Origin of the sequence: Geopseudomonas aromaticivorans (genome assembly GCF_019097855.1) — a bacterium.
Lineage (GTDB): Bacteria > Pseudomonadota > Gammaproteobacteria > Pseudomonadales > Pseudomonadaceae > Geopseudomonas > Geopseudomonas aromaticivorans.
This window is the reverse complement of record NZ_JAHRGL010000049.1, coordinates 126346-149593: the sequence shown is the minus strand read 5'-3', so window position 1 is coordinate 149593 and position 23248 is coordinate 126346. Positions and strand designations below refer to the sequence as shown.

Annotated in this window: 21 protein-coding genes; 11 read left to right on the top strand and 10 right to left on the bottom strand. The window is 69.2% G+C overall.

Annotated elements, in window-relative coordinates:
• Positions 1-70 precede the first annotated feature (70 nt).
• Positions 71-586, top strand: a complete 516-nt coding sequence (locus KRX52_RS15280; protein WP_217682579.1) for a dihydrofolate reductase — start codon at positions 71-73, stop codon at positions 584-586.
• A 49-nt stretch (positions 587-635) separates the two neighbouring features.
• On the opposite strand, the gene KRX52_RS15275 is transcribed toward KRX52_RS15280, so the two are convergent.
• Both KRX52_RS15275 and ilvD read right to left on the bottom strand, forming a co-directional pair.
• Positions 636-1274, bottom strand: coding sequence for a hypothetical protein (locus tag KRX52_RS15275; RefSeq protein ID WP_217682578.1), 639 nt, complete (start codon positions 1272-1274; stop codon positions 636-638).
• A 281-nt stretch (positions 1275-1555) separates the two neighbouring features.
• Entirely contained in the window at positions 1556-3394 is a 1839-nt protein-coding gene (ilvD, locus tag KRX52_RS15270) for a dihydroxy-acid dehydratase (RefSeq protein ID WP_217682577.1), read from the bottom strand.
• 167 nt (positions 3395-3561) lie between these two features.
• On the opposite strand from ilvD, the gene KRX52_RS15265 reads away from it, so the two are divergent.
• Positions 3562-5313, top strand: a complete 1752-nt coding sequence (locus KRX52_RS15265; protein WP_217682576.1) for a DUF4153 domain-containing protein — start codon at positions 3562-3564, stop codon at positions 5311-5313.
• A gap of 52 nt (positions 5314-5365) precedes the next feature.
• Here the strand turns inward: KRX52_RS15265 and KRX52_RS15260 are convergent, their stop codons facing one another.
• Positions 5366-6559 carry a class I SAM-dependent rRNA methyltransferase gene (locus KRX52_RS15260; protein WP_217682575.1) on the bottom strand — a complete coding sequence of 398 codons (1194 nt, stop codon included), beginning with the start codon at positions 6557-6559 and terminating at the stop codon, positions 5366-5368.
• A gap of 133 nt (positions 6560-6692) precedes the next feature.
• On the opposite strand from KRX52_RS15260, the gene mutM reads away from it, so the two are divergent.
• From mutM to KRX52_RS15245, 3 genes are all read left to right on the top strand, one after another.
• Complete coding sequence (gene mutM, locus KRX52_RS15255) at positions 6693-7505, top strand: bifunctional DNA-formamidopyrimidine glycosylase/DNA-(apurinic or apyrimidinic site) lyase (protein WP_217682574.1); 813 nt, start codon at positions 6693-6695, stop codon at positions 7503-7505.
• 113 nt (positions 7506-7618) lie between these two features.
• Positions 7619-7987: a multidrug transporter gene (locus KRX52_RS15250; protein ID WP_217682573.1), complete on the top strand. Its 369-nt coding sequence runs from the start codon at positions 7619-7621 to the stop codon at positions 7985-7987.
• Positions 7988-8199: 212 nt separating this feature from the next.
• Entirely contained in the window at positions 8200-10023 is a 1824-nt protein-coding gene (locus tag KRX52_RS15245) for a Na/Pi cotransporter family protein (protein ID WP_217682694.1), read from the top strand.
• A gap of 59 nt (positions 10024-10082) precedes the next feature.
• Here KRX52_RS15245 and KRX52_RS15240 read toward each other — a convergent pair whose 3' ends face one another.
• The 6 genes from KRX52_RS15240 to KRX52_RS15215 all read right to left on the bottom strand — a co-directional run bounded on the left by KRX52_RS15240 (position 10083) and on the right by KRX52_RS15215 (position 17485).
• The gene (locus KRX52_RS15240; protein ID WP_090212384.1) at positions 10083-10334 is read right to left on the bottom strand and encodes a YfhL family 4Fe-4S dicluster ferredoxin; all 252 of its coding nucleotides are present in this window, start codon (positions 10332-10334) and stop codon (positions 10083-10085) included.
• A 79-nt stretch (positions 10335-10413) separates the two neighbouring features.
• A complete protein-coding gene (gene coaD, locus KRX52_RS15235) occupies positions 10414-10893 on the bottom strand; it encodes a pantetheine-phosphate adenylyltransferase (protein WP_217682572.1) in 480 nt (159 codons plus the stop codon).
• A gap of 88 nt (positions 10894-10981) precedes the next feature.
• Positions 10982-13798 (bottom strand): diguanylate cyclase, encoded by a 2817-nt coding sequence (locus tag KRX52_RS15230; protein WP_217682571.1) that lies wholly within the window; start codon positions 13796-13798, stop codon positions 10982-10984.
• Positions 13799-13993: 195 nt separating this feature from the next.
• The gene (gene rsmD / locus KRX52_RS15225) at positions 13994-14608 is read right to left on the bottom strand and encodes a 16S rRNA (guanine(966)-N(2))-methyltransferase RsmD (RefSeq protein WP_217682570.1); all 615 of its coding nucleotides are present in this window, start codon (positions 14606-14608) and stop codon (positions 13994-13996) included.
• On the bottom strand, positions 14608-16113 hold the full coding sequence (locus KRX52_RS15220; protein ID WP_217682569.1) for a M16 family metallopeptidase: 1506 nt from the start codon (positions 16111-16113) through the stop codon (positions 14608-14610). The genes rsmD and KRX52_RS15220 overlap by 1 nt, the downstream gene beginning before the upstream one ends.
• Positions 16106-17485 (bottom strand): M16 family metallopeptidase, encoded by a 1380-nt coding sequence (locus tag KRX52_RS15215; RefSeq protein WP_217682568.1) that lies wholly within the window; start codon positions 17483-17485, stop codon positions 16106-16108. Before KRX52_RS15215 ends, KRX52_RS15220 begins: the two co-directional genes overlap by 8 nt.
• Positions 17486-17609: 124 nt before the next feature.
• On the opposite strand from KRX52_RS15215, the gene ftsY reads away from it, so the two are divergent.
• The 4 genes from ftsY to rpoH all read left to right on the top strand — a co-directional run bounded on the left by ftsY (position 17610) and on the right by rpoH (position 21548).
• On the top strand, positions 17610-18899 hold the full coding sequence (gene ftsY / locus KRX52_RS15210) for a signal recognition particle-docking protein FtsY (protein ID WP_217682567.1): 1290 nt from the start codon (positions 17610-17612) through the stop codon (positions 18897-18899).
• The gene (gene ftsE, locus KRX52_RS15205; protein WP_217682566.1) at positions 18896-19564 is read left to right on the top strand and encodes a cell division ATP-binding protein FtsE; all 669 of its coding nucleotides are present in this window, start codon (positions 18896-18898) and stop codon (positions 19562-19564) included. The genes ftsY and ftsE overlap by 4 nt, the downstream gene beginning before the upstream one ends.
• Positions 19564-20577, top strand: a complete 1014-nt coding sequence (gene ftsX / locus KRX52_RS15200; RefSeq protein ID WP_217682565.1) for a permease-like cell division protein FtsX — start codon at positions 19564-19566, stop codon at positions 20575-20577. The genes ftsE and ftsX overlap by 1 nt, the downstream gene beginning before the upstream one ends.
• A gap of 116 nt (positions 20578-20693) precedes the next feature.
• The gene (gene rpoH, locus KRX52_RS15195; RefSeq protein ID WP_217682564.1) at positions 20694-21548 is read left to right on the top strand and encodes an RNA polymerase sigma factor RpoH; all 855 of its coding nucleotides are present in this window, start codon (positions 20694-20696) and stop codon (positions 21546-21548) included.
• 123 nt (positions 21549-21671) lie between these two features.
• Here the strand turns inward: rpoH and mtgA are convergent, their stop codons facing one another.
• Positions 21672-22364 carry a monofunctional biosynthetic peptidoglycan transglycosylase gene (gene mtgA / locus KRX52_RS15190; protein WP_217682693.1) on the bottom strand — a complete coding sequence of 231 codons (693 nt, stop codon included), beginning with the start codon at positions 22362-22364 and terminating at the stop codon, positions 21672-21674.
• Between the two features lie 163 nt (positions 22365-22527).
• Between mtgA and KRX52_RS15185 the strand changes: the two genes are divergently transcribed.
• Positions 22528-22911 (top strand): DUF423 domain-containing protein, encoded by a 384-nt coding sequence (locus KRX52_RS15185; protein ID WP_217682563.1) that lies wholly within the window; start codon positions 22528-22530, stop codon positions 22909-22911.
• Between the two features lie 94 nt (positions 22912-23005).
• Positions 23006-23206, top strand: a complete 201-nt coding sequence (gene thiS, locus KRX52_RS15180; RefSeq protein WP_217682562.1) for a sulfur carrier protein ThiS — start codon at positions 23006-23008, stop codon at positions 23204-23206.
• Positions 23207-23248: the final 42 nt, after the last annotated feature.

The following is a 23248-nucleotide window of genomic DNA, read 5'->3' as shown; positions in this document are numbered from 1 at the left end:
TGCTGCGCAGGATACCGCAAAGGCCCCGCGCCATCGTCAGCGGCGCCCGCCGGCTGCTATCCTCGCCGCCATGAACACGACACCGCTCCCCCTCGCCCTGATCGCCGCGCTGGCCGACAACCGCGTGATCGGCATCGACAATCGTCTGCCCTGGCACCTGCCGGCGGATCTCAAGCACTTCAAGGCCGTGACCCTCGGCAAGCCGATCATCATGGGTCGCAAGACCTGGGATTCGCTCGGCCGGCCGCTGCCCGGGCGGCTCAACCTGGTGGTCAGCCGCCAGGCCGGCCTCACGCTGGAGGGCGCCGAGGTGTTCACCTCGCTGCCGGCCGCCATCGCCCGCGCCGACCAGTGGGCGCGCGCGCAGGGCGTCGACGAGCTGATGCTGATCGGCGGCGCCGAGCTGTACGCGCAAGGCTTGCCGCTGGCGCAGCGCCTGTACCTGACCCGCGTGCATCTGCAGCCGGACGGCGATGCCTTCTTCCCGGAGTTCGCCGAGGCCGACTGGCGGCTGGCCGAACGCGAGACGCACGAGCCGGCGGCGGATGTGCCGGGGCATGCCTACGAACTGTGGACGCGCGGCTGAGACGCCGCAGTGGGCCGCCGCGGGGCGCGCGAGGCGCCCCGCGGGCGGTTCAGAACTTGTCGGGGAACTGCTTGACCAGTGCTCCGGCCAGTGCATCGGCAACGCCGAGAATGTGCTCGCGCATGGCGTGCCAGGTCTTCGCCTCGCCGGCATAGTCCTTTTTGGCGAACTGGTCGATCTGGCTGAGGTGGTGTCCGCCGTGGGCGCTGAGCAGGGTCACCAGGGTGTCTTCCGGCAGGTAGGGGTTGGCCTTGGCGAGGAAGGCGGCGATGGCCTTGGCGTTGCTCACCAGGGTGTCCATGGCGGCTTTCTGCTTGGCCGCGTTCTTGACCACCGTAGCGTCACTGTAGTCCTTGATCGCCCCCCAGTGGCCGGCCAGCAGCTTGAGCATCTGGTCGGCGGCCGGCTGGCCGTACAGCGGTTGCAGGCTGTTGGCGATCGCCGTGGCGTTGGCTACCACCTCCTTGGCGGCGGTCTCGGCCTGGGCGGCCTTGCCGTTCTGGTTGGCCAGTGCGTAGTTCCTGACCCAGAAGATGTGCTCGACCCACAGGTCGCGCAGGGCCAGGCGGGTGGTCAGGGCGGCGTTCGGCTTTTCGGCCTGGGCGGCAGCGGGCGCTGCCGGGGTTTGGCTCCAGGCCAGCGGCGCGCAGCACAGCGTCAGCAGCAGGGCCAGGGTGCGGATGAGCATGTCGATACCCTCACGTGATGGATGGTTCCCCCTGCTCACTAGTGAAGGCCGGAATCGGCGAAAGGCGAACCCGCCGGACGGACGGCGCGGGAAGGTCGCAGGGTGGAAAATGACCGCAGGTCTTATCCGCCTTTGCGGCACAGAGAGCGGTGGAAAATCGCGCCGTGCGTTTTCCACAGGGTGGCCATCCACAGGGTGGCCATCCACGGGGTGGCCATCCACCTTACGAAAACAAACGCCCCGCGATTGCGGGGCGTTTGTCGTTACGGCGGCGGAAACGATCAGTCGTCGAGCAGCGCCTTGTTGCGCACCGCACCCTTGTCGGCGCTGGTGGCGAGCAGGGCGTAGGCCTTCAGCGCGGTGCTGACCTTGCGCGCGCGCGGCGCGGCCGGCTTCCAGCCCTTGTGGTCCTGGTGCAGGCGGCGGGCGTGCAGTTCGTCGGCACCGACCAGCAGGTTGATGCTGCGGTTGGGGATGTCGATGAGGATCTTGTCGCCTTCCTCGACCAGGCCGATGGCGCCGCCGGCGGCCGCTTCCGGCGAGGCGTGGCCGATCGACAGGCCGGAGGTGCCGCCGGAGAAGCGGCCGTCGGTGAGCAGGGCGCACTGCTTGCCCAGGCCCTTGGACTTGAGATACGAAGTCGGATAGAGCATTTCCTGCATGCCCGGACCGCCCTTCGGGCCTTCGTAGCGGATGATCACGATGTCGCCCGGCTTGACCTCGTCGGCGAGGATGCCCTTCACCGCGGCGTCCTGGCTCTCGTAGATCTTCGCCGTGCCTTCGAACACATGGATCGACTCGTCGACGCCGGCGGTCTTCACCACGCAGCCGTCCAGGGCGATGTTGCCGTACAGCACGGCCAGGCCGCCTTCCTGGGAGTAGGCGTTCGCCACGCTGCGGATGCAGCCCTCGAAGCGGTCGGTGTCCAGGCTCGGCCAGCGGGTCCCCTGGCTGAACGCCACCTGGCTGGGGATGCCCGCCGGGCCGGCCTTGAAGAAGGTGTGCACGGCCTCGTCGCTGGTCTGGGTGATGTCCCACTGGGCGATGGCGTCGGCCATGGTCTTGCTGTGCACGGTCGGCACGTCGGTGTGCAGCAGGCCGCCGCGGGCCAGCTCGCCGAGGATCGAGAAGATGCCGCCGGCGCGGTGCACGTCTTCCATGTGGTACTTCTGGATGTTCGGCGCCACCTTGCACAGCTGCGGCACGCGACGCGACAGGGCGTCGATGGCGCGCAGGTCGAAGTCGACCTCGCCTTCCTGGGCGGAAGCCAGCAGGTGCAGGATGGTGTTGGTCGAGCCGCCCATGGCGATGTCCAGGGTCATCGCGTTCTCGAACGCCTTGCGGTTGGCGATGTTGCGCGGCAGCACCGACTCGTCGCCCTCGCCGTAGTAGCGCTGGCACAGCTCGACGATCAGGCGGCCGGCGCGCAGGAACAGCTGCTCGCGGTCGGCGTGGGTGGCCAGGGTGGTGCCGTTGCCCGGCAGCGACAGGCCGAGGGCCTCGGTCAGGCAGTTCATCGAGTTGGCGGTGAACATGCCGGAGCAGCTGCCGCAGGTCGGGCAGGCGCTGCGTTCGTATTCGGCGACGGTCTCGTCCGAGCAGCTGTCGTCGGCGGCGGCGACCATGGCGTCGACCAGGTCGAGGCCGTGGGCGGCCAGCTTGGTCTTGCCGGCTTCCATCGGCCCGCCGGAGACGAACACCACCGGGATGTTCAGGCGCAGGGCGGCCATCAGCATGCCGGGGGTGATCTTGTCGCAGTTGGAGATGCACACGATGGCGTCGGCGCAGTGGGCGTTGACCATGTACTCGACGGAGTCGGCGATGATCTCGCGGCTCGGCAGCGAATAGAGCATGCCGTCGTGGCCCATGGCGATGCCGTCGTCGACGGCGATGGTGTCGAATTCCTTGGCCACGCCGCCGGCCTTCTCGATCTCGCGGGCGACCAGCTGGCCGAGATCCTTCAGGTGCACGTGGCCGGGCACGAACTGGGTGAAGGAGTTGGCGACGGCGATGATCGGCTTCTTGAAGTCCTCGTCCTTCATCCCGGTGGCGCGCCACAGCGCGCGGGCGCCGGCCATGTTGCGGCCGAAGGTGGAGGTTTTCGAGCGATAGTCAGGCATGGCGGGTTCCCGGAATGCAGGCAGATACGGAAGCTGTCAGGATACCGCGATTGGCGGATGGCTGCATCGGGCGGCTGGCCGGGGGGATCTGTGCCCCGGTCGAGCCGGCCCGGGCCACAGGGAGCGCTACAAGCACGCGAGTGTCACTTGATAGGGAGATCGTCGACATGGCCGAAAGGGGCGAGCGTCATCCATTAGGGCTTTATCTGGGGCTGGGGTTTTTCCAGGGGCTGGTGCTGTTGAGCGTGACGGAGTCCTGGGCCTCCGCAGGGGACGGACGAGCGCTGCTGGCCGGGTTGTTGACCTTCGTGCTGGTCGGCACGCTGCAGGTGCAACTGCTCGGGGGGCAGTGGCGCGAGGCACGGCGCGGGCGACTGGTGTTGGGTTGTGCGCTGCTGCTGGCGGTGCTGCTGGCCTGGTTCGTCTGGCAGAGCCGCGGACAAGAGTCGCTGCGCTGGAGCGACGCGCCGGGAAGCACGCTGTTGTTCGGCGAGCTGGTGTTGTTCTACATCCTCACGCCGTTCATCCAGGCGTGGGATTCGCGCTCGGGTGGGCGTTTCGATTACACGGTGCTCTACCGCCACGCCTGGAACAACGGCCTGATCCTGTTGCTGGCGGCCTTGCTGGTCGGTTTGTTCTGGCTGCTGATCGCCCTGTGGGCAGGGTTGTTCTCGGTGCTGGGCATCAAGCTCTTCGCGGCGTTGTTCTTCAACCGCGTGTTTGTCTGGCTCAGCTGTGCGTCGGTGTTCGCGGTGGGCGTGCGCATCGGTCTGCAACGCGACTCGGTGATCGAGGCACTGCGCGGCCTCCTGCTGGCGATCTGCCGGGCCTTGCTACCGCTGACCGTGCTGATCGTCCTGCTGTTCGTGGTGTGCCTGCCGTTCACCGGGCTGGAGCCCTTGTGGGCAACCAAGCGCGCCACGGCGATCCTGCTGGCGCTGGTGTTCGCACATCTGTGCCTGCTCAACGGGGTGTTCCAGGATGGCCGCCAGGCTTGCGGCTATGCCCGGCCGCTGCGCCTCATGGCCGATGCCAGCCTGCTGGTCCTGCCTTTGCTGGCTGCGCTGGCGGGGTATGCGCTGTGGCTGCGGGTGCAGCAGTACGGCCTGACGCCCTCGCGCGTGCTGGTCGGCCTGCTGGTCGTCATGGCGTTGCTGTATGCACTGGCCGCGGCAGGTGCCGTGCTGCGGCGCGCAGAGGTCTGGCTGGACGGCTTGCGGCGCAGCAATCCGCCCATCGCGCTGACCTTTGCCGTGCTGCTGGTGCTGCTGCAGACGCCCTGGTTCAGTCCGCAGGAGCTGAGTGCGGCCAGCCAGTTCCGCCGTCTGCTTTCAGGGCAGGTGGCGCCCGGGCAGTTCGATGCAGGCTTGCTACGCTTCCAACTCGGCGAGCCGGGACGGCGCTATCTGGCGCGCCTCGAGCAACTGCTCGAGCAGCCCGGCGCCTTGCCGGCGGAGCAGGCTGCGCCGTTGCGTGCGGATCTGCAGCGCTTGCAGCAGAGCAGGCAGTACGGGGAGTGGCGGCGCAACCGGCATGAGGAGGAGGCGCTTCCCCCACTCCAGCTGCAATGGCTGGGGACGGAGCCGGCCGATGTCGATGGCTTGTTCGCCCGGCTGGAGTCGTCCGGTTGTCGACGAACGGTCTGCAACCTGCTGCCCGTCGATCTGGACGGCGATGGTGCGCAGGAGGTGCTGGTGATCCGCAGCGGACAGGGTTCGGCGCTGCCATTGCCGATTTTCGCCCGCGACGACAAGGCGGGTGGTTGGCGGGGTGTCGGCGTGATGGCTGTGCCCGGGGGGCTGCGCCTGTCGGGCGCCGAGCTGGTCGAGCGGATGCGTCGCGGGGCAGTCAGGCCGGTAGCATCACGCTATCAGGCGCTGGAGGTCGGCGAGGTTCGTCTCGAACCCCGCCTGAACTGACTTCAATGCCCAGCGCGCCCACGCCGGAGCGTGGGCGCGCTGGGCATCCGCCTCAGTTCGGCAGGATGCGGCAGGTCAGGCTCTTGATGTAGCGGGTCTCGTGGATCGCCGGGTGCACCGGATGGTCCGGGCCCTGGCCGCCGCGCTCGAGCAGCTGGATGTGGCGGTCGAGGTGGCGCGCGCTCTGCAGCAGGATGTTCTGCAGGTCGTCCTCCGGCAGGTGCATCGAGCAGCTGGCGCTGACCAGGATGCCGTCCTTGTTGAGCAGGCGCATGGCGGCCTCGTTGAGGCGACGGTAGGCGGCCTCGCCGTTCTTCAGGTCCTTCTTGCGCTTGATGAAGGCGGGCGGGTCGGCGACGATCACGTCGAAGCGTTCCTCGGCGGCCTTCAGCTCCTTGAGCGCCTCGAACACGTCGCCCTCGACGCAGGCCAGCTTGTCGGCGACGCCGTTGAGCGCGGCGTTGCGCTCGACGCCGTCCAGCGCCAGCGCCGAGCCGTCCACGCACATCACTTCCGAGGCGCCGAACGCCGCGGCCTGCACGCCCCAGCCGCCGATGTAGCTGAACAGGTCGAGCACGCGCTTGCCCTTGACGTAGGGCGCCAGGCGCGCGCGGTTCATGCGGTGGTCGTAGAACCAGCCGGTCTTCTGGCCGCCCTGCACCGGGGCCTCGAACTTGACGCCGTTCTCTTCCAGCGCCACCCACTCCGGCACCTGGCCGTAGGCACTGTCGACGTAGCGCGGCAGACCCTCGGCATCACGGGCGGACGAATCGTTCTTGAGCAGGATGCCGGCCGGCTTGACCACTTGCACCAGCGCCTCGATCAGGTGGTGCTTGTGGTGCTCCATGGTCGCCGAGGCCATCTGCACCACCAGGTAGTCGCCGAAGCGGTCGACCACCAGGCCGGGCAGCAGGTCGGAGTCGCCGTAGACCAGGCGATAGAACGGCTTGTCGAACAGGCGCTCGCGCAGGCTGAGGGCGACGTTGATGCGGTGCACCAGCAGCGACTTGTCGAGCATGTGCTTGACGTCGCGGGAGATCAGCCGGGCGCAGATCAGGTTCTGCGGGCTGATCGCGACGATGCCCAGCGGCTTGCCGTTGCTCATCTCGAGGATGGCCTGGTCGCCGGCGGCGAACAGGCTGAGCGGAGTGGCCGCCACGTCCACCTCGTTGCTGTAGACCCACAGGTGGCCGGCGCGCAGGCGGCGCTCGGCGTTGGCTTTCAGTCGCAGGCTGGGCAGGGTCATGGGGCACTCTCGCAAAAAGCGCCGAGTATAGCGGAAGGCGGGGCGCCGGGCGCCTGCCGACTGGCGCCCGGAGGTGAGGCGCGCCGGCAATCCTGCTATGTTGGCGCCCCCTGTTGTGCCCGTGCCTATCGTCATGCCCGAACTGCCCGAAGTCGAAACCACCCGCCGCGGCATCGCCCCCTATCTCGAAGGCCATCGGGTGACCCGGGTGATCGTGCGCGAGCGCCGCCTGCGCTGGCCGATCCCCGAGGATCTCGACGTGCGCCTGTCCGGCCAGCGCATCCTGCGGGTCGAGCGGCGCGCCAAGTACCTGCTGATCGGCGCCGAGTGCGGCACCCTGATCAGCCATCTGGGCATGTCCGGCAGCCTGCGCCTGATCGAGGCCGGCCTGCCGGCGGCCAAGCACGAGCACGTCGACATCGAGCTGGATTCCGGGCTGGCGCTGCGTTACACCGACCCGCGGCGCTTCGGTGCGCTGCTGTGGAGCCAGGACCCGCTCGAGCACGAGCTGCTGCGCAAGCTGGGGCCCGAGCCGCTGGGCGATGCCTTCGACGGCGAGCGCCTGTACCAGCTGTCGCGCGGCAAGCGGGTGGCGGTCAAGCCGTTCATCATGGACAACGCGGTGGTGGTCGGCGTGGGCAACATCTACGCCACCGAGGCGCTGTTCGCCGCCGGCATCGACCCGCGTCGCGAGGCCGGCTCCATCGCGCGGGCGCGCTATGTGAAGCTGGCCGAGGAGATCAGGCGCATCCTCGCCCAGGCCATCGACTGCGGCGGCACCACCCTGCGCGATTTCGTCGGCGGCGACGGCAAGCCCGGCTACTTCCAGCAGGCACTGTTCGCCTACGGTCGCGGCGGCGAGTTCTGCAAGGTCTGTGGCGGCACCCTGCGCGAGGTCAAGCTGGGCCAGCGCGCCAGCGTGTACTGTCCGCGCTGTCAGCACTGACGGGCGACTTTTAGTCCAGGTGTGGCTGCGGCGATTGACGGCGTTCACGCTGGCGGCCGTCGAATCGCTGATATAGTTATCCCCACGTGCAACGCGGCAAAAGGACCCTGCGCATGAATCTGTTCCGTTCCACCGCTCTTGGCCTGATCCTGACCACCGGCCTGGCCACCCTTCCGCTGTCCGCGTCTGCTCAACAGGACAACGTCAGCGGCGATCCGACCTACACCCTGGAGGCCCCGCCGGCCTATGCCATGGTCGGCGACCTGCTGGTCGCCCGCCCGCTGCTGATCGCCGGCACCATCATCGGCGCCGCCGTGTTCATCGTCAGCCTGCCGTTCTCGGCGCTGGGCGGCAACGTCGAGGAGGCTGCAGACGCGCTGATCGGCACGCCGGGACGCGAGGCGTTCGTGCGCTGCCTGGGCTGCACCAGCGCCGAGAAGCCGTACCGTCAGGCTCAGCAGGATTCCCAAGGCCAGTACTGAGTCTGCAAAGGGTGTCCGTCCGGACGCCCTTTCCCCATCCCCCCTCCCGCGCTACTTTCGGGCAGAATTGCCACGCGATTGCCATGGGGTAGTCACGCTGCTGCCACACTGCTGCCCGCTTGGCGGTGTTGCGCACGGCCATTGCCTGAACGTGCCGAGTGCACACTGCTCCGGGGGGAGTCTTGTCCAGAAATTCCGCTAACGCGTTGCTGATGTGGCTGCTGGCCTTGGTGCTGGCCGCGTCGTTCTGGTTCAGTCCGGGGTGGGCGCGGCTGGCCGGTGGGCTGGCCCTGTTCCTGTTCGGCATGCAGTGCCTGGAGGAGGGGTTGCGCCTGCTGGCCGGCAGCGAGTTGGAGCGCTTCCTCGGCAAGGCCACCGACCGGGCCTGGAAGAGCCTGAGCTTCGGCATTCTCGCCACGATCATGCTGCAGTCGAGCACCTTGGTGTCGCTGCTGACCATCGCCTTCCTCGGTACTGGCCTGATCGGTCTGGCCGCTGGGTTGTGCATCGTCTTCGGCGCCAACCTCGGCACCACCAGCGGCATCTGGCTGCTGGCCTGGGTCGGCCAGAGCGCCAGCCTCGGCGCCATGGCCCTGCCGCTGGCGGTATTCGGCATTCTGCTCGGCTTCAACGGGCCTAAGTCCAAGGGCGCCGGCCGCGTGCTGCTCGGCGTGTGCTTCCTGTTCCTCGGCATCGACCTGATGAAGGATGGCTTCAGCGATGCCGGCGAATGGCTGGACCCGGCGCAGATCGCGTTGCCCGGCCTGCTGGGCGCGCTGCTGTTCGCCGGTGTCGGCCTGCTGGTGACCGCGGTGGTGCAGTCCAGTCACGCCAGCCTGATGTTGACCCTGACCGCGCTGGCCAGCGGCCAGATCGGCCTCGAGCAGGCCTTCGCGCTGGCCATCGGCGCCAATGTCGGCAGCACCGTCACGGCGGTGCTCGGTTCGCTCGGCGGCGCGCGTGCCGGCAAGCGTCTGGCCCTCGCCCATGTGCTGTTCAACGGCTGCACGGCGGTACTCACCCTCTTGCTGCTGGGGCCGCTGACCGCCTTGACCAGCCAGGCTGCCGTCAGGCTTGGTCTGGGCGGTGGCGGCGTGTTCGAGCTGGCGCTGTTCCATACCCTGTTCAACGGTTTGGGCCTGCTGCTGTTCCTGCCCTGGCATGGCCGTCTGGCCATCTGGCTGGAGCGCCTGCTGCCCGAGGTGGCCGAGCCCCGCGTGCTGATCGCCGAGGTGAGCAATGGCCATGCGCCACCGGAGCTGCCGCAGACCCGGGCCCGCTACCTCGACGAGAGCGCGCTGGGTTCGGCCGGCGCTGCGGTGCAGGCGGTGGCCCGCGAGCTGCAGCACCTGGCACGGCTGAGCCTGGAGGTGATCTGCCACGCCCTGTACCTGCCGGTCGACCAGCTGCGCAGCGTGCAGATCGACGAGGCGCTGCTGCAGGCCTCGGCGCAGACGGCCGGGCGCGCGCTGGATGCCGAGCAGCTGTACCAGCGGCATATCAAGGGGGTGTACGGCGACCTGCTGAGCTACATGGGGCGCCTGGAGGTCAATCTGGACGCGGCGCACAGCCGTGCCTGGATGGCCAGCCAGCTGGTGGCGCTGCAGCTGGTGGATGCGGTGAAGGATGCCAAGCACCTGCAGAAGAATCTCAGCCGCCTGCTGACCAACGGCGAACCGGCGGTCAGCGCGGCCTATGCCGACCTGCGCCGCCAGTTGCTCTGGGTGTTGCGCGAGATGCGTGCGATCAGCCTGCTGGATCTGCCGGCCGAAGCGCTCAGGGCGCGTCTGGAGGTGTTCGACACCCAGGCGGCCAACTTCGACGCGGCGTTCCGCGAGCGGCTGTTCGCCGCGGTGCGCGAGCAGCGTCTGGACGGCCTGCGCGCCGGCTCGCTGATGAACGATCTGGGCTATGCCAGCCGCATCGGCCAGAGCCTGCGCAACGTGCTGCTGCTGGGGCTGGGCGACGCCCACGAGATCATGCCGCAGCTGCCCTTCCGCAGCGGCGACGAGGCGCCGCTGATCCAGCTGGAGTAGAAACGACAACGCCGGCCACCCCTCGCGGGATGGCCGGCGTTGTGATCAGCCAGCGGAGATCAGGCCTTGCCGCTGATGATCAGGTACTTCTGCATCAGCTCGTCGCGGCTTTCCACATGGTTGGGGTCGAGCGGGATGCAGTCCACCGGGCAGACCTGCTGGCACTGTGGCTCGTCGTAGTGGCCGACGCACTCGGTGCACAGGTTCGGGTCGATCTCGTAGATCTCCTCTCCCTGGGAAATCGCGCCGTTGGGGCACTCCGGCTCGCAGACGTCGCAGTTGATGCAGTCGTCGGTGATGATAAGGGACATGGGAACTACTCCAGACGCAGGAACGGTCAACCTGCATATTGTGCCGCAACTGTGCGCGGCCTGCATGCGTCCGTATGCCTCAACCCGGGTAGCGTTCGTGCAGGGCCCGGGCGATCGCCGGGTGGACGAACTTGTCGATGTCGCCGCCGAGCGCCGCGATTTCCCGCACCAGGCTCGAGGAAATGTAGGAGTACTGCTCGGACGGGGTGAGGAACAGGCTTTCCACCTGCGGCGCGAGCTGGCGGTTCATGTTGGCCAGCTGGAACTCGTACTCGAAGTCCGACACCGCGCGCAGGCCGCGCAGCAGCACGTTGGCCTGCTGCTGCTGGGCAAACTGGGCGAGCAGGTTGGAAAAGCCGATCACCCGCACGTTGGGCAGGTGCGCGGTCACCGCCTCGGCCATGGCCACGCGCTGTTCCAGGCTGAACAGCGGGTTCTTCTTCGGGCTGGCCGCCACGGCGATGATCACTTCGTCGAACAGCCGTGCAGCGCGCTCGATCAGGTCACCGTGGCCCTTGGTGATCGGATCGAAAGTGCCGGGGTAAAGCGCTCGGTTCATCCTGAGGTCCTGCTTTCGAGGCGGAGGAGGCCCGGATGGTAGCGCAGCGCCGAGCGGGCGGCCAAGCCCAACCTGCGGCCTGCGGGGCTCAGGCGCTGATCGCTTCGGGCTCGCCGCACACCCGGTTGCGCCCATGCTCCTTGGCGGCGTACAGCGCCTGGTCGGCGCGCTGCAGCAGGGTCTCGCCACTGTCGCCGGGGCGCACGCTGCTGACGCCGAAGCTGGCGGTGACCTGGCCGACCCGCGCGAAGGGCGTGTCCTGCACCAGGTGACGCAGCACCTCGGCGAGGTACAGGGCCTGGCTGTGCTCGGTTTCCGGGCAGATGATGATGAACTCCTCGCCGCCGAAACGGCAGAACATGTCGAGCCGCCGCAGGCGAGCGCCGATGCGCCGGCACAGTTCCTGGAGCACCTGGTCGCCGACATCGTGCCCCCAGGTGTCGTTGACCCGCTTGAAGTGGTCGATGTCCAGCATGATCAGGCTGACCCCGCGCCGGGTCCGGGCATGGCGGGCCAGCTCGCGGCCCAGGTGGTCGAGAAAGTAGCGGCGGTTGTAGATGCCGGTCAGCGGGTCGGTGATGGTCAGCATGCGCAGCTCGTGCTCGACCTGCTTGAGGCTGCTGATGTCGGCGATGAAGCCGTGCCAGAGCACCGAGCCGTCGGCCAGGCGCTCCGGCATGGAGTCGCCGCGCAACCAGCGCAGGCCGCGCTGCGGCAGCAGCACGCGGTAGTCTTCCTGCCAGCGGGTCAGTTCATGGGCCGATTGCTGGATGGAACTGATGATCCGCTCGCGGTCCTGCGGGTGGATGCGCTCGAGGACCGCGGTGGCATCGCTGCGCACCTGCTCCGGCTCGACTTCGTAGACCTCGCGGATGCCGGCGCTGGCATAGGGAAAGCAGCTGCGCCCGTCGCTGAACAGGCGGTACTGGTAGATGCTGCCGGGCACCTGGGCGCCGAGCTTTTCCAGCAGCTGGCTGCGCTCCTCCAGGGCCTGGCGGGCGCGCAGGCGCTCGCCGATGTCGAGGGCCAGCAGCAGGTAGCCGCCGCGCTGGCCATCGGGCTCGATGATCGCGGAGAGCATCAGGGTGACCGGCAGCGGCTCGCGGTTGCGGCGCAGCAGGAAGGTTTCCAGTTCGCGGTGCTGGCGTCGGTTGCCGAGCAGCGCTTCCAGCAGCGCCAGGGCGCCGCCCGCGGGCACGTCGATGCCGGCGCTGGCGGCCAGGCGCGGGCAGTCCAGCAGCGGGTCGAGCGGCTGCTGCTGGATGTCCTCGCGCTCGTAGCCGAGCAGGCGCTGCGCACCGGCATTGAAGGTGCGGATCCGGCCGTCCGCGCCGACGGCGATGATCGCCACCTGGGTCGCCGCCTCGAGCAAGCCCTGCAGGCGCCCGTTGCTCTGGCGCAGCTCCAGCTCCAGGGCCTTGCGTACCGAGATATCGACGTGGGTGCCGATGATCCGCTTGGGCTGGCCATCGGCCAGACGTTCGACCACCTTGCCGCGGGCCAGTAGCCACAGCCAGCTGCCGTCCTTGCAGCGCAGGCGTTTTTCGCAGCGGTACCTGGGCGTGCGGCCGGCGAGGTGCTCGAGCAGGGCGTGCTGGCAGCGTTCGGCATCGTCCGGATGCAGGCGGCTGCGCCATTCCTCGGGGCTGTCGCCGATCTCGTCCTCGGCATGGCCGAGCAGGGCCTTCCATGCCGGCGAGAAGTACAGGCGGTCGGCGAGCAGATCCCAGTCCCACACGCCGTCGCCGGCCCCGTCCAGGGCCAGCGTCCAGCGCTCCTCGCTGATGCGCAGGGCTTCGCGGCTGCGTTGCAGTTCGGCGGTGCGCCGCGCGACCAGGGCCAGGGCACGCTGGCGCTGGCTGAGCAGGACGAACAGCAGGATGCCGAGCAGCAGGCTGAGGCTGGCGCCCGGCAGCGCCACGGTCCAGGCGGCCAGGCTCGGGTTCTGCAGCAGGAAGCCAGCCGTGGGCCGCAGGGTCAGGCGGTAGTGCCAGGTGCCGGAGCGGAGGTCGCGGCTGGCGTGTAGCGGGCTGTCGGTGGCGGGCGTGCCCACACGGTACAGCGGCGGGCTGCCGGCGTCCTCGAGGTCGTGGAGTTCCAGCGCTAGGCTGCTCTGGAACTCCGCGGCCAGCCCCTCTTCCAGCAGTTGGCGCAGGCTGACGGCGCTGAACAGCGCACCGAGCAGCGGCGCCTCGCCGCCACGGGTGTGCTGCGTGCTGGCCGGTGCCCGCAGCGGCGCGACGAACAGCAGGCCGAGGCGGTCCTGCTCGGCGCCGCTGGTGAAGCGCAGGACGGCACTGGCGCTGATCTGCTGGCTGCGCAGGGCGGCCTCGAGGGCGTCGCGGCGCGGGCCGGGCGAGGCCATGTCGAGCCCCAGCGGCAGGTCGGTGATGCTGCGCGAGACGCTGAACAGCAGCGGGAAGTACTGGTCGCGAGCCTGCAAAGGCTGCAGGTTGCCGGCAGGGTCGGCTTCGCGCAGCTGGAAGCGGCTGCCAACCAGGATTTCGGCGCGGTTGCTGAAGGCCTGCAGCTGTTCGCGGCGGGTAGCCATGTCGGTCTGCAGCAGCGGCGCCCAGGACAGCGCCAGATTGTCGCTCAGCAGCGGCCGGGTGAACTGCTCGAATTCGGCAGGGCTCACCTCGCCGGAGCTTTCGAACAAGTGGCGCACGCTGTCCAGGTCGCGCTGGCGTTCCCTCAGGCGTTCGTCGAGACGGCTGAAGCGCTCCTCGGCCAGCTGTTCGAAGTGCTGACGGTGAAAGGCCTGACTGTCGTGCCAGAGCTGCCGGGTAAGCAGCGCGGTCAGGGCGAAGCCGGCGAGGGTCAGCAGGCTGCACAGCAGCCATTGGCCGCGCCGGCTGCATAGGCTGGCGGTGGCGCGGGACGCGGCATTCCGGGGGGCTGGCAAGCAGAGCTCCTTGTCCGGGGAGCGGACGGGGCGATTTTTCTAATTGTGTGCGCAGCAGCGCCAGCACTGCCTTGCTGCTCGTCATGTGACGGGCTTGGCAGTTTGCCGTGTGAGGGCCGGGGACAGGCGTGGCGTGGCCGACGGGATTCGAGGGTGTCGCCGTCCCCTGGCAACACGCCCGCTATTGTAGCGCGCTCAGGCGTCGACGGTCATGGCCTGGCGCTGCCACAGCGCGTAGTGCACCTGACCGGTGTGCTTCTCGCGGTGCAGCCGCCAGTTGCCCGGCAGGCCGAGGCTGGAGGGCGCGTTCTCGCTTTCCGTATAGATCCAGGCGCGCTCGGTCAGCCAGCCGCGCGCTTCGAGCAGCTGGCAGGCCGGGGCGAGCAGCTCCTGGTGGAACGGCGGGTCGAGGAACACCAGGTCGAAGGGCTCGGCGGCCGCGCTCTGCAGCTGCTGCAGGGCGTCGGCCTGGCGCACTTCGGCGTTGCCGGCGCGCAGCAGCTCGAGGTTGCCGCGCAGGGCGGCAACGGCGCTCGGGTTCAGTTCCAGCGCCAGGCCGCGGCTGGCGCCGCGCGACAGGGCTTCCAGCAGCAGGGCGCCGCTGCCGGCGAAGGGGTCGAGCACGCGGGCGCCCTCGACGTAAGGGGCGAGCCAGTTGAACAGGGTCTCGCGCACCCGGTCCGGCGTCGGGCGCAGGCCGGGGGCGTCGGGAAAGCTCAGGCGGCGCGAGCGCCAGTCGCCACCGATGATGCGCAGCTGGCCCTGGGAGGCCGCCGGGGTGCGGGTGGATTTGCTAGGGGTACGGGCCATCAGTGCTCCGGTACGCCGGCGGTCTGCGCGGCGGGGCGTTCGACAGGGGGCGGCAGCGGTTGCTGGGCGACCGTGGGGCCGCTGCTGACCACCACGAAGGCGTCGGGGTCGAGGTGGCGGGCCATGGCCGCGCGCACCTGCTCGACGCTGAGCTGCTGCACCTGGTTCATGAAGTCCTCGAGCTGGGTGCTCGGCAGGTCGTAGAAGCCGATGGCGCCGAGCTGGCCGACGATGTCGGCGTTGCTGGCGGTGGACAGCGGGAAGCTGCCGGCCAGCTCGCGCTGGACCTGGCTCAATTCCTTCGCGGTCGGCCCGCTGGCGATGAAGTCGCGCACCAGCGAACGCACCAGCTCGAGGGTGGCCTCGCTGAGTTCGGCGCGGGTCTGCACGTTGATCATGAACGGCCCGGCCACCTGCATCGGACTGAAGGCGGAGTAGATGCCATAGGTCAGGCCGCGCTTCTCGCGCACCTCCTCCATCAGGCGGGTGCCGAAGCCGCCGCCGCCGAGGATCTGGTTGCCGACGTAGAGCGCGGCATAGTCCGGATCGCGGCGGTCGATGCCCAGCTGGGCCAGCATCAGGTGGGTCTGCTGCGAGGGGAACTCAATGTGCTGGCGACCGGCGGCCGGTGCGGCGGGCGCCGCCGGAGCGGGTAGCGCCGCGCCCTTGGGCAGGCTGGCGGACAGCTGGGCGGCGATGGCCTCGGCTTCGCTGCGCGACAGGTCGCCGACCAGGGCGATCACCGCATTGCCGGCGGCGTAGGCGCGGGCATGGAAGGCGGCCAGCTGTTCGCGGCTGATCGCCGGCACGCTCTGCGCGGTGCCGTCGCTCGGCTGGGCGTAGGGATGCCGGCCGTACAGCTGCTGGAACAGGGCGATGCTGGCCAGCTTGCCGGGGTTCTGCTTCTGCAGCTCGAAGCCGGAGAGCAGCTGGTTCTTCATTCGTGCCAGCGCGGCGTCGGGGAAGGTCGGCGCGCCGACCACCCGGGCGAACAGGTCCAGCGCCGGCGTGCGCAGCTCGGCCGCCGACAGGCTGCGCAGCGAGGCCACCGCCATGTCGCGGTAGGCGCCGTTGCCGAAGCCGGCGCCGAGGCTCTCGAAGCCGGCGGCGATGGCCGTGGTGTCCTGGTCGGCGATGCCCTCGTTGAGCATGGAGTTGGTCAGCATGGCCAGGCCGGGGGTGGCGCCGTCCTGGCTGCTGCCGGCGGCGAAGGTCAGGCGCAGGTCGAACATCGGCAGCTCGCGGGCCTCGACGAACAGCACGCGGGCGCCTTCGGCGGTGGTCCAGCGCTGGATGTCCAGGGCGCGCCGGGCCGGGGCCTGGCCGTCGAGCTTGGCCAGCGAGGCGATCGGCGCCGTGCTGGCCGGTGCGGCGCTGCTGACGGCAGCCGGCGTCGCCGGTGCGGAGGGCGGGTTGTCCGACTCGGCCGCCGGACGGCTGATGAACAGCAGCAGGCCGAGCAGGCTCAGCAGCGCGGCGAGCAGCAGCAGGTGGCGCTTATTCATGGCGGGTCTCCCGGGCGAGCGGCGCGGCACTGTCCTGCGGCAGCACCTGCGCCACGGTCAGGCGTTCGCGCTGGAACAGGCGCTGGGCGGCGCCCTGGATGTCGGCGGGGGTCACCGCCTTGAGGGCTTCGAGGTCCTGGTCGAGCAGCTGCCAGGACAGGCCGACGGTTTCCAGCTGGCCGATGCTGGTGGCCTGGCTGGCGATGGAGTCGCGCTCGTAGACCAGCCCGGCGATCACCTGGGCCTGCACCCGCGCCACTTCCTCGGCGCTCGGAGCCTGGGTCTTGAGGGTCTCCAGCTCGTGCCAGAGGCCGGCCTCGACCTGGGCGAGGGTCTTGCCCTGCTGCACGTTGGGGCGCGCGGAGAGGACGAACAGGCTGTCGCCGCGGGTGAAGGGGTCGTAGGACGCCGAGGCGCCGCTAACCAGCTCCTGCTCGCGCTCCAGGCGGGTGGCCAGGCGGGCGCTGTAGCCGCCGTCGAGCAGGGCGGCGATCAGGCGCAGGGCCTGCACCTCGCGCGGGTTGTCGGCACTGGCCAGGCCGGGCACGTTGAAGCCCATCAGCAGGCTGGGCAGCTGGGTCTTGACCTTGAGGGTCAGCCGCCGCTCACCGAGCGCCGGCAGCTCCAGCGGCGCCCTGGCCGCCGGCAGCGGACGCGCCGGGATGGCGGCGAAGTGGCGCTGGGCGAGGGTCTTCACCTCGTCGGCGCTGACGTCGCCGACCACCACCAGGACGGCATTGTTCGGGCTGTACCAGTCGTTGTGCCAGACGCGCAGGTCGTCCACCGTCATACGCTCGAGGTCGGCCATCCAGCCGATGGTCGGCGTGCGGTAGCCGGTGGCGGGGAAGGCGGCGGTTTTGAAGCGCTCCCAGGCCAGCGACGAGGGGTTGTCCTCGGTGCGCAGGCGGCGCTCCTCCTTGATCACCTCGATCTCGCGGGCGAACTCGTCGGCAGGCAGGCGCAGACCGGCCAGGCGGTCGGCCTCCATCTCCAGGGCGATTTCCAGGCGATCACGCGCCAGCACCTGGTAGTAGGCGGTGTAGTCGTCGCTGGTGAAGGCGTTCTCCTCGGCGCCCAGCTCGCGCAGGATGCGCGAGGATTCGCCGGGGCCGAGCTTGGCGCTGCCCTTGAACATCATGTGCTCGAGGGCGTGGGACAGGCCGGTGAAGCCAGGCCGTTCGTAGCTGGAGCCGATGCGGTACCAGAGCTGAGAGACCACCACCGGCGCGCGATGGTCCTCGCGCACGATGACCTTGAGGCCATTGTCGAGCTTGAACTCGTGAGTCGGCTGGCCAGTGCTGGCGAAGGCGCTCAGCGGCAGGCAGATGACGCCCAGCAGCAGGCTGGCGGCGCGGCGCGCGAATGCATTCATGAATAGTGACCTGTCAGACTGCCGGCCGGTTTTGGCGCCGGCGGGCGAGGAGGTGCTAGGATACCCAACCGATTTTCTGGCGGCCACGTCAGTGCGCAGCCGCTCACTTGAGATACAAGCCGTCATGTTTGGTTCCAAAGACGACAAGAAGACTCCGGATAGCGGAGAAAAGAAAGGCCTGTTCGGCTGGTTCCGCAAAAAAGCGCAGCCTGAGGTCGTCGAACAGCCCGTCGCCGTCGAGCCCGAGCCGGTGTCGCCCGCCGTCGCCCCGCCGGCCGAACCGCTGGCCGCCGCCGTCGAGGTCGAGCAAGCCGTGCGCGCCGAGCCGCTGCCGGTGGCCGAGGAGCCTGTCGCGCCGGTGGTCGCCGCACCGCCCGCCGCCGTGGTCGAGACGGCGCCTGCGCCGCAGGTGGCCGTCCCCGTCGAGGTCCCCGAGCCGGTCGCTGCTGCGGTCCCGGCTGCCGCCGAAGAGAAGCCGGCCAAGCTGGGCTTCTTCGCCCGCCTGCGCCAGGGCCTGGCCAAGACCAGCGCCAGCATCGGCGAGGGCATGGCCAGCCTGTTCCTCGGCAAGAAGGCCATCGACGACGACCTGCTCGACGAGCTGGAAACCCGCCTGCTCACCGCCGACGTCGGCGTCGAGGCGACCACCGCGATCATGCAGAACCTCACCAGGCGCGTGTCGCGCAAGGAACTGGCCGACAGCGACGCGCTGTACAAGGCGCTGCAGGAAGAGCTGGCCGCGATCCTGCGTCCGGTCGAGCAGCCGCTGGTGATCGCGTCCGCCGGCAAGCCCTACGTGATCCTGGTGGTCGGCGTGAACGGCGCCGGCAAGACCACCACCATCGGCAAGCTGGCCAAGAAGCTGCAGGACGAGGGCAAGAAGGTCATGCTCGCCGCCGGCGACACCTTCCGCGCCGCCGCGGTCGAGCAGCTGCAGGTATGGGGCGAGCGCAACAGGATCCCGGTGATCGCCCAGCACACCGGCGCCGACTCCGCCTCGGTAATCTTCGATGCGGTGCAGGCCGCCCAGGCGCGCGGCATCGACGTGCTGATCGCCGACACCGCCGGCCGCCTGCACACCAAGGACAACCTGATGGAGGAGCTGAAGAAGGTCCGTCGGGTGATCGGCAAGCTCGACGACAGCGCGCCGCACGAGACCCTGCTGGTGCTGGACGCCGGCACCGGGCAGAACGCCCTCAGCCAGGCGCGGCTGTTCCACCAGGCGGTCAACCTCAGCGGCCTGGTACTGACCAAGCTGGACGGCACCGCCAAGGGCGGGGTGATCTTCGCCCTGGCCAAGCAGATGCCGACGCCGATCCGCTACATCGGCGTCGGCGAGGGCATCGACGATCTGCGTCCGTTCGAGGCCGATGCCTTCGTACGCGCACTTTTCGCAGGACAGGAGTCCGCATGATCCGTTTCGAGCAGGTGGGCAAGCGTTATGCCAATGGCCACGTCGGCCTGCACGAGCTGAGTTTCCGGGCCCGGCGTGGCGAGTTCCTGTTCGTCACCGGCCACTCCGGTGCCGGCAAGAGCACCCTGCTGCGCCTGCTGCTGGCGCTGGAGCGGCCGACCAGCGGCAAGCTGCTGTTGGCCGGCCAGGATCTGGGCGAGATCAGCAACGCGCAGATCCCCTTCGTGCGCCGGCAGATCGGCGTGGTGTTCCAGAACCATCACCTGCTGTTCGACCGCAGCGTGTTCGCCAACGTCGCTCTGCCGCTGCAGATCCTCGGTCTGCCGCGCGCGGAGATCGAGCGGCGGGTGAGCGAGGCGCTGGAGCGGGTGTCACTGAAGGACATGGGCGAACTGCTGCCCGCCGACCTGTCGAGTGGCCAGCAGCAGCGCGTCGGCATCGCCCGCGCGGTGGTGCACCAGCCGGCGCTGTTGCTGGCCGACGAGCCGACCGGCAACCTCGACCCGCGGCTGGCCGCCGAGATCATGGGCGTGTTCGAGGACATCAACCGTCTGGGGACCACCGTGCTGATCGCCAGCCATGACCTTGCCCTGATCGCGCGCATGCGCCATCGCCTGCTGACCCTGCAACGCGGTCGCCTGATCGGCGACGGGGAGCCCGACTGATGAGTGCGACCAAGCAACTGCCGCGCGGCGCCGAGGAAGGCTCTCCGGAGCAGCGCCAGCGGCGCCTGCAGCAGGAGGCCGAGGCCACCGACTGGGGCGGCCTGCTGCGCGCCTACCTGGAAAGCCACCGCGCCAGCCTGGTCGACAGCCTGCGCCGTCTGGTGCACCAGCCATTCGGCAGCTTCCTTACCTGCCTGGTGATGGGTATCGCCCTGTCGCTGCCCATGGGCCTGTCGCTGCTGCTGGACAACGTCGAGCGCCTCGGCGGCTCCTGGCAGCGTGCCGCGCAGATCTCGGTGTTCCTCAAGCTCGAGGTGGCCGAGGTCGAGGGCCAGGCCCTGCGCGAGCAGATCGCCGGCATGGACGACGTGCTGCAGGCCGAGTGGATCGGCCGCGAGCAGGCGCTGGCGCAACTGCAGCAGCACTCCGGCCTCGGCGACGCCCTCAAGGATCTGCCGGAAAACCCGTTGCCGGCGGTGGTGCTGGTCACCCCGCAGGAAATCGACAAGGCCGCCCTGGAGGCCCTGCGCGAGCGCCTGGCAACGCTGCCGGGGGTCGAGCAGGCGCAGCTCGACCTGCTGTGGGTCGAGCGTCTCGGTGCGATCCTCAAGCTCGGCGATCGCTTCGTCTTCGGACTGGCGGTGGTGCTGATCCTCGCCCTGCTGCTGGTGATCGGCAACACCATCCGCCTGCACATCGAGAATCGCCGCGCCGAGATCGAGGTGATCAAGCTGGTCGGCGGCACCGACGGTTACGTGCGCCGACCGTTCCTGTATGCCGGTGCCTTCTATGGGGTGGGCGCCGGCGTGCTGGCCTGGGGGCTGCTGGAGTACGGCCTGGGCTGGCTGAACCAGTCGGTGGTGAGCCTGGCCGGTCTGTATGGCAGCGACTTCGCCCTGGCCGGGGTGCCGGCCGAAGACGGCCTGTCGCTGCTGGTCGGCGCGGTGCTGCTGGGCTGGGTCGGCGCCTGGCTGGCGGTCGCCCGGCATCTGCGCCAGCTCGAGCCCCAGTGATAACCTGTTGATTTTATTGGGTTTTTTTAGGTGTAAGAGAACTTTTCACGGCCATTCACAGTCTTATCGACACAGTGCTATAGTCATGAGCTGATTCGGTAACTCGGAGGATGTCCATGTCCACGTCTCTGCAACCTGTCTATGCCCTGGCTCCCGGCGCCAACCTGGAGGCCTACGTGCATTCGGTCAACAGCATTCCGCTGCTGTCGGTCGAGCAGGAGCGCGAGCTGGCCGGGCGTCTGTACTACGAGCAGGACCTCGAGGCCGCCCGGCAGATGGTGCTGGCCCACCTGCGCTTCGTGGTGCACATAGCCCGCAGCTACTCCGGCTACGGCCTGGCCCAGGCCGACCTGATCCAGGAAGGCAATGTCGGCCTGATGAAGGCGGTCAAGCGTTTCAACCCGGAAATGGGCGTGCGCCTGGTGTCCTTCGCCGTGCATTGGATCCGCGCCGAAATCCACGAATTCATCCTGCGCAACTGGCGCATCGTCAAGGTCGCCACCACCAAGGCGCAGCGCAAGCTGTTCTTCAACCTGCGTAGCCAGAAGAAGCGCCTGGCCTGGCTGAACAACGACGAAGTCAACGCCGTGGCCGCGACCCTGGGGGTCGAGGCGCGCGAAGTGCGCGAGATGGAAAGCCGCCTGACCGGCCATGACATGGCCTTCGATCCGGCGGCCGATGCCGACGACGACGCGGCCTTCCAGTCGCCGGCGCACTATCTGGAAGACAATCGCTACGACCCGGCGCGCCAGCTGGAGGAGGCCGACTGGAGCGACAGCTCCAACGCCAGCCTGCACGATGCCCTGGAGGGTCTCGACGAGCGCAGCCGCGACATCCTCCAGCAGCGCTGGCTGTCCGAGGAAAAGGCCACCCTGCACGAGCTGGCCGCCAAGTACAACGTCTCCGCCGAGCGCATCCGCCAGCTGGAAAAGAACGCGATGAACAAGCTCAAGGGCCATCTGCTGGCCTGATCGGCAGACGCTGCCCACCATGAAAAAAGCCGCATCCCCGGATGCGGCTTTTTTGTGCGCGCTGATCGGCCGCGCTTGCCGGCCCGCGCCGGGAGCGGCGCGGTTGCCGAGGTTGCCCGCGGCCTACAGGCGGTTGAGGTAGTGGCTGCCGCCCAGCTGGCGCATCTGCCGGCGGATCCAGCCGGCGCGCTGCTGCACGTAGCCGCTCGGCCGGCTGGCGCTCCAGTCGCGCGGATTGGGCAGCACGGCGGCCAGCAGGCTGGCCTGCTGGCTCGACAGGTAGGGCGCCCCCTTGCCGAAGTGATGCTGCGCCGCCGCTTCGGCGCCGAACACGCCCGTACCCCATTCGGCGCTGTTCAGGTACACCTCGAGGATGCGCTGCTTCGGCCACAGCGTCTCGATCAGCACGGTGAACCAGGCTTCCAGGCCCTTGCGCAGCCAGCTGCGGCCGGACCAGAGGAACAGGTTCTTGGCCACCTGCTGGCTGAGGGTGCTGGCACCGCGCAGGCTGCCGCCGCGTTCGTTGTGCGCCAGGGCGGCGCGGATCGCGGTCATGTCGAAACCCCAGTGCTCGGCGAAGCGCTGGTCCTCGGCGGCAATCACCGCCACCTTGAGGTCGTCCGGCAGTTCCGCCCACGGGCGCCAGTCGCGCTGCAGGTCGATCGGCTGGCCGTCGATCCAGGATTCGACCTTGCGTTCGACCATCAGCGCGCTGCCGGGTGGCGGCAGCCAGCGCAGCAGCAGCACCAGCAGGACACTGGCGGCCAGGCAGCAGAGGAGGATCTTGGCGAAGCGGCGAAACAGGCGGCGCGGCATGGCGGCGAAGGGTTCGGCGGGAGGGGCAGGCATTATAGCGGGGCGGCGCTGTCTGGCGGTGACTCGCGTCGCCAGCGTCGCCCGCCGCCCGCGGCGCGGTTTGCCTGGCGACAGCCAAGCGGCGATCATGCGCAGTCCTTGTTCCCGCCCACGGAGTCCATCCATGTCGCGTCCCTTCGTCCTGCTCGCCGCCTTCTTCGGCTTCACCGGCGTGGCCCTCGGCGCCTTCGCCGCCCACGGCCTGCGCGGCCGCCTGAGCCCGGAGTACCTGACGGTGTTCCAGACCGGCGTGCTCTACCAGCTGATCCACGCCCTGGCGCTGCTCGGCCTCGGCGCGCTGGCGCTGCACTGGCGCTCGCGCCTGCTGCGTGCGGCCGGCAGCCTGTTCGCCGCCGGCATCCTGCTGTTCTCCGGCAGCCTGTACCTGCTGACCCTCAGCGGCGTCGGCAAGCTGGGCATGGTCACCCCGCTTGGCGGCAGCTGCCTGCTGGCCGGCTGGCTGTGCCTGGCGCTGGCGGCCTGGCGCGCCCAGTCACGCCAGCGCTGAATCGGCAGTCCGGCGGTCCGCCGGCGCCTTGGTCATCGGCGCCGATCGGCGCTAGAATGCCGGCCTTTCCCCCCGATGTTGCGAGTGGCCAAGCATGCGCATTCAGCTCAATGGCGAAGCTGTGGAACTGCCCGAAGGGCATTCCGTCGCCGACCTGCTGGCCGGCCTCGAGCTGGCTGGCCGGCGCGTGGCGGTCGAACTCAACCTGGATATCGTGCCGCGCAGCCAGCACGCCGACACCCTGCTGCGCGAAGGTGACCGCGTCGAGGTGGTGCATGCCATCGGCGGCGGCTAGTCGTCCCGTCCCCCCCTCCACGATCCGCCCGCGCACGCCTGC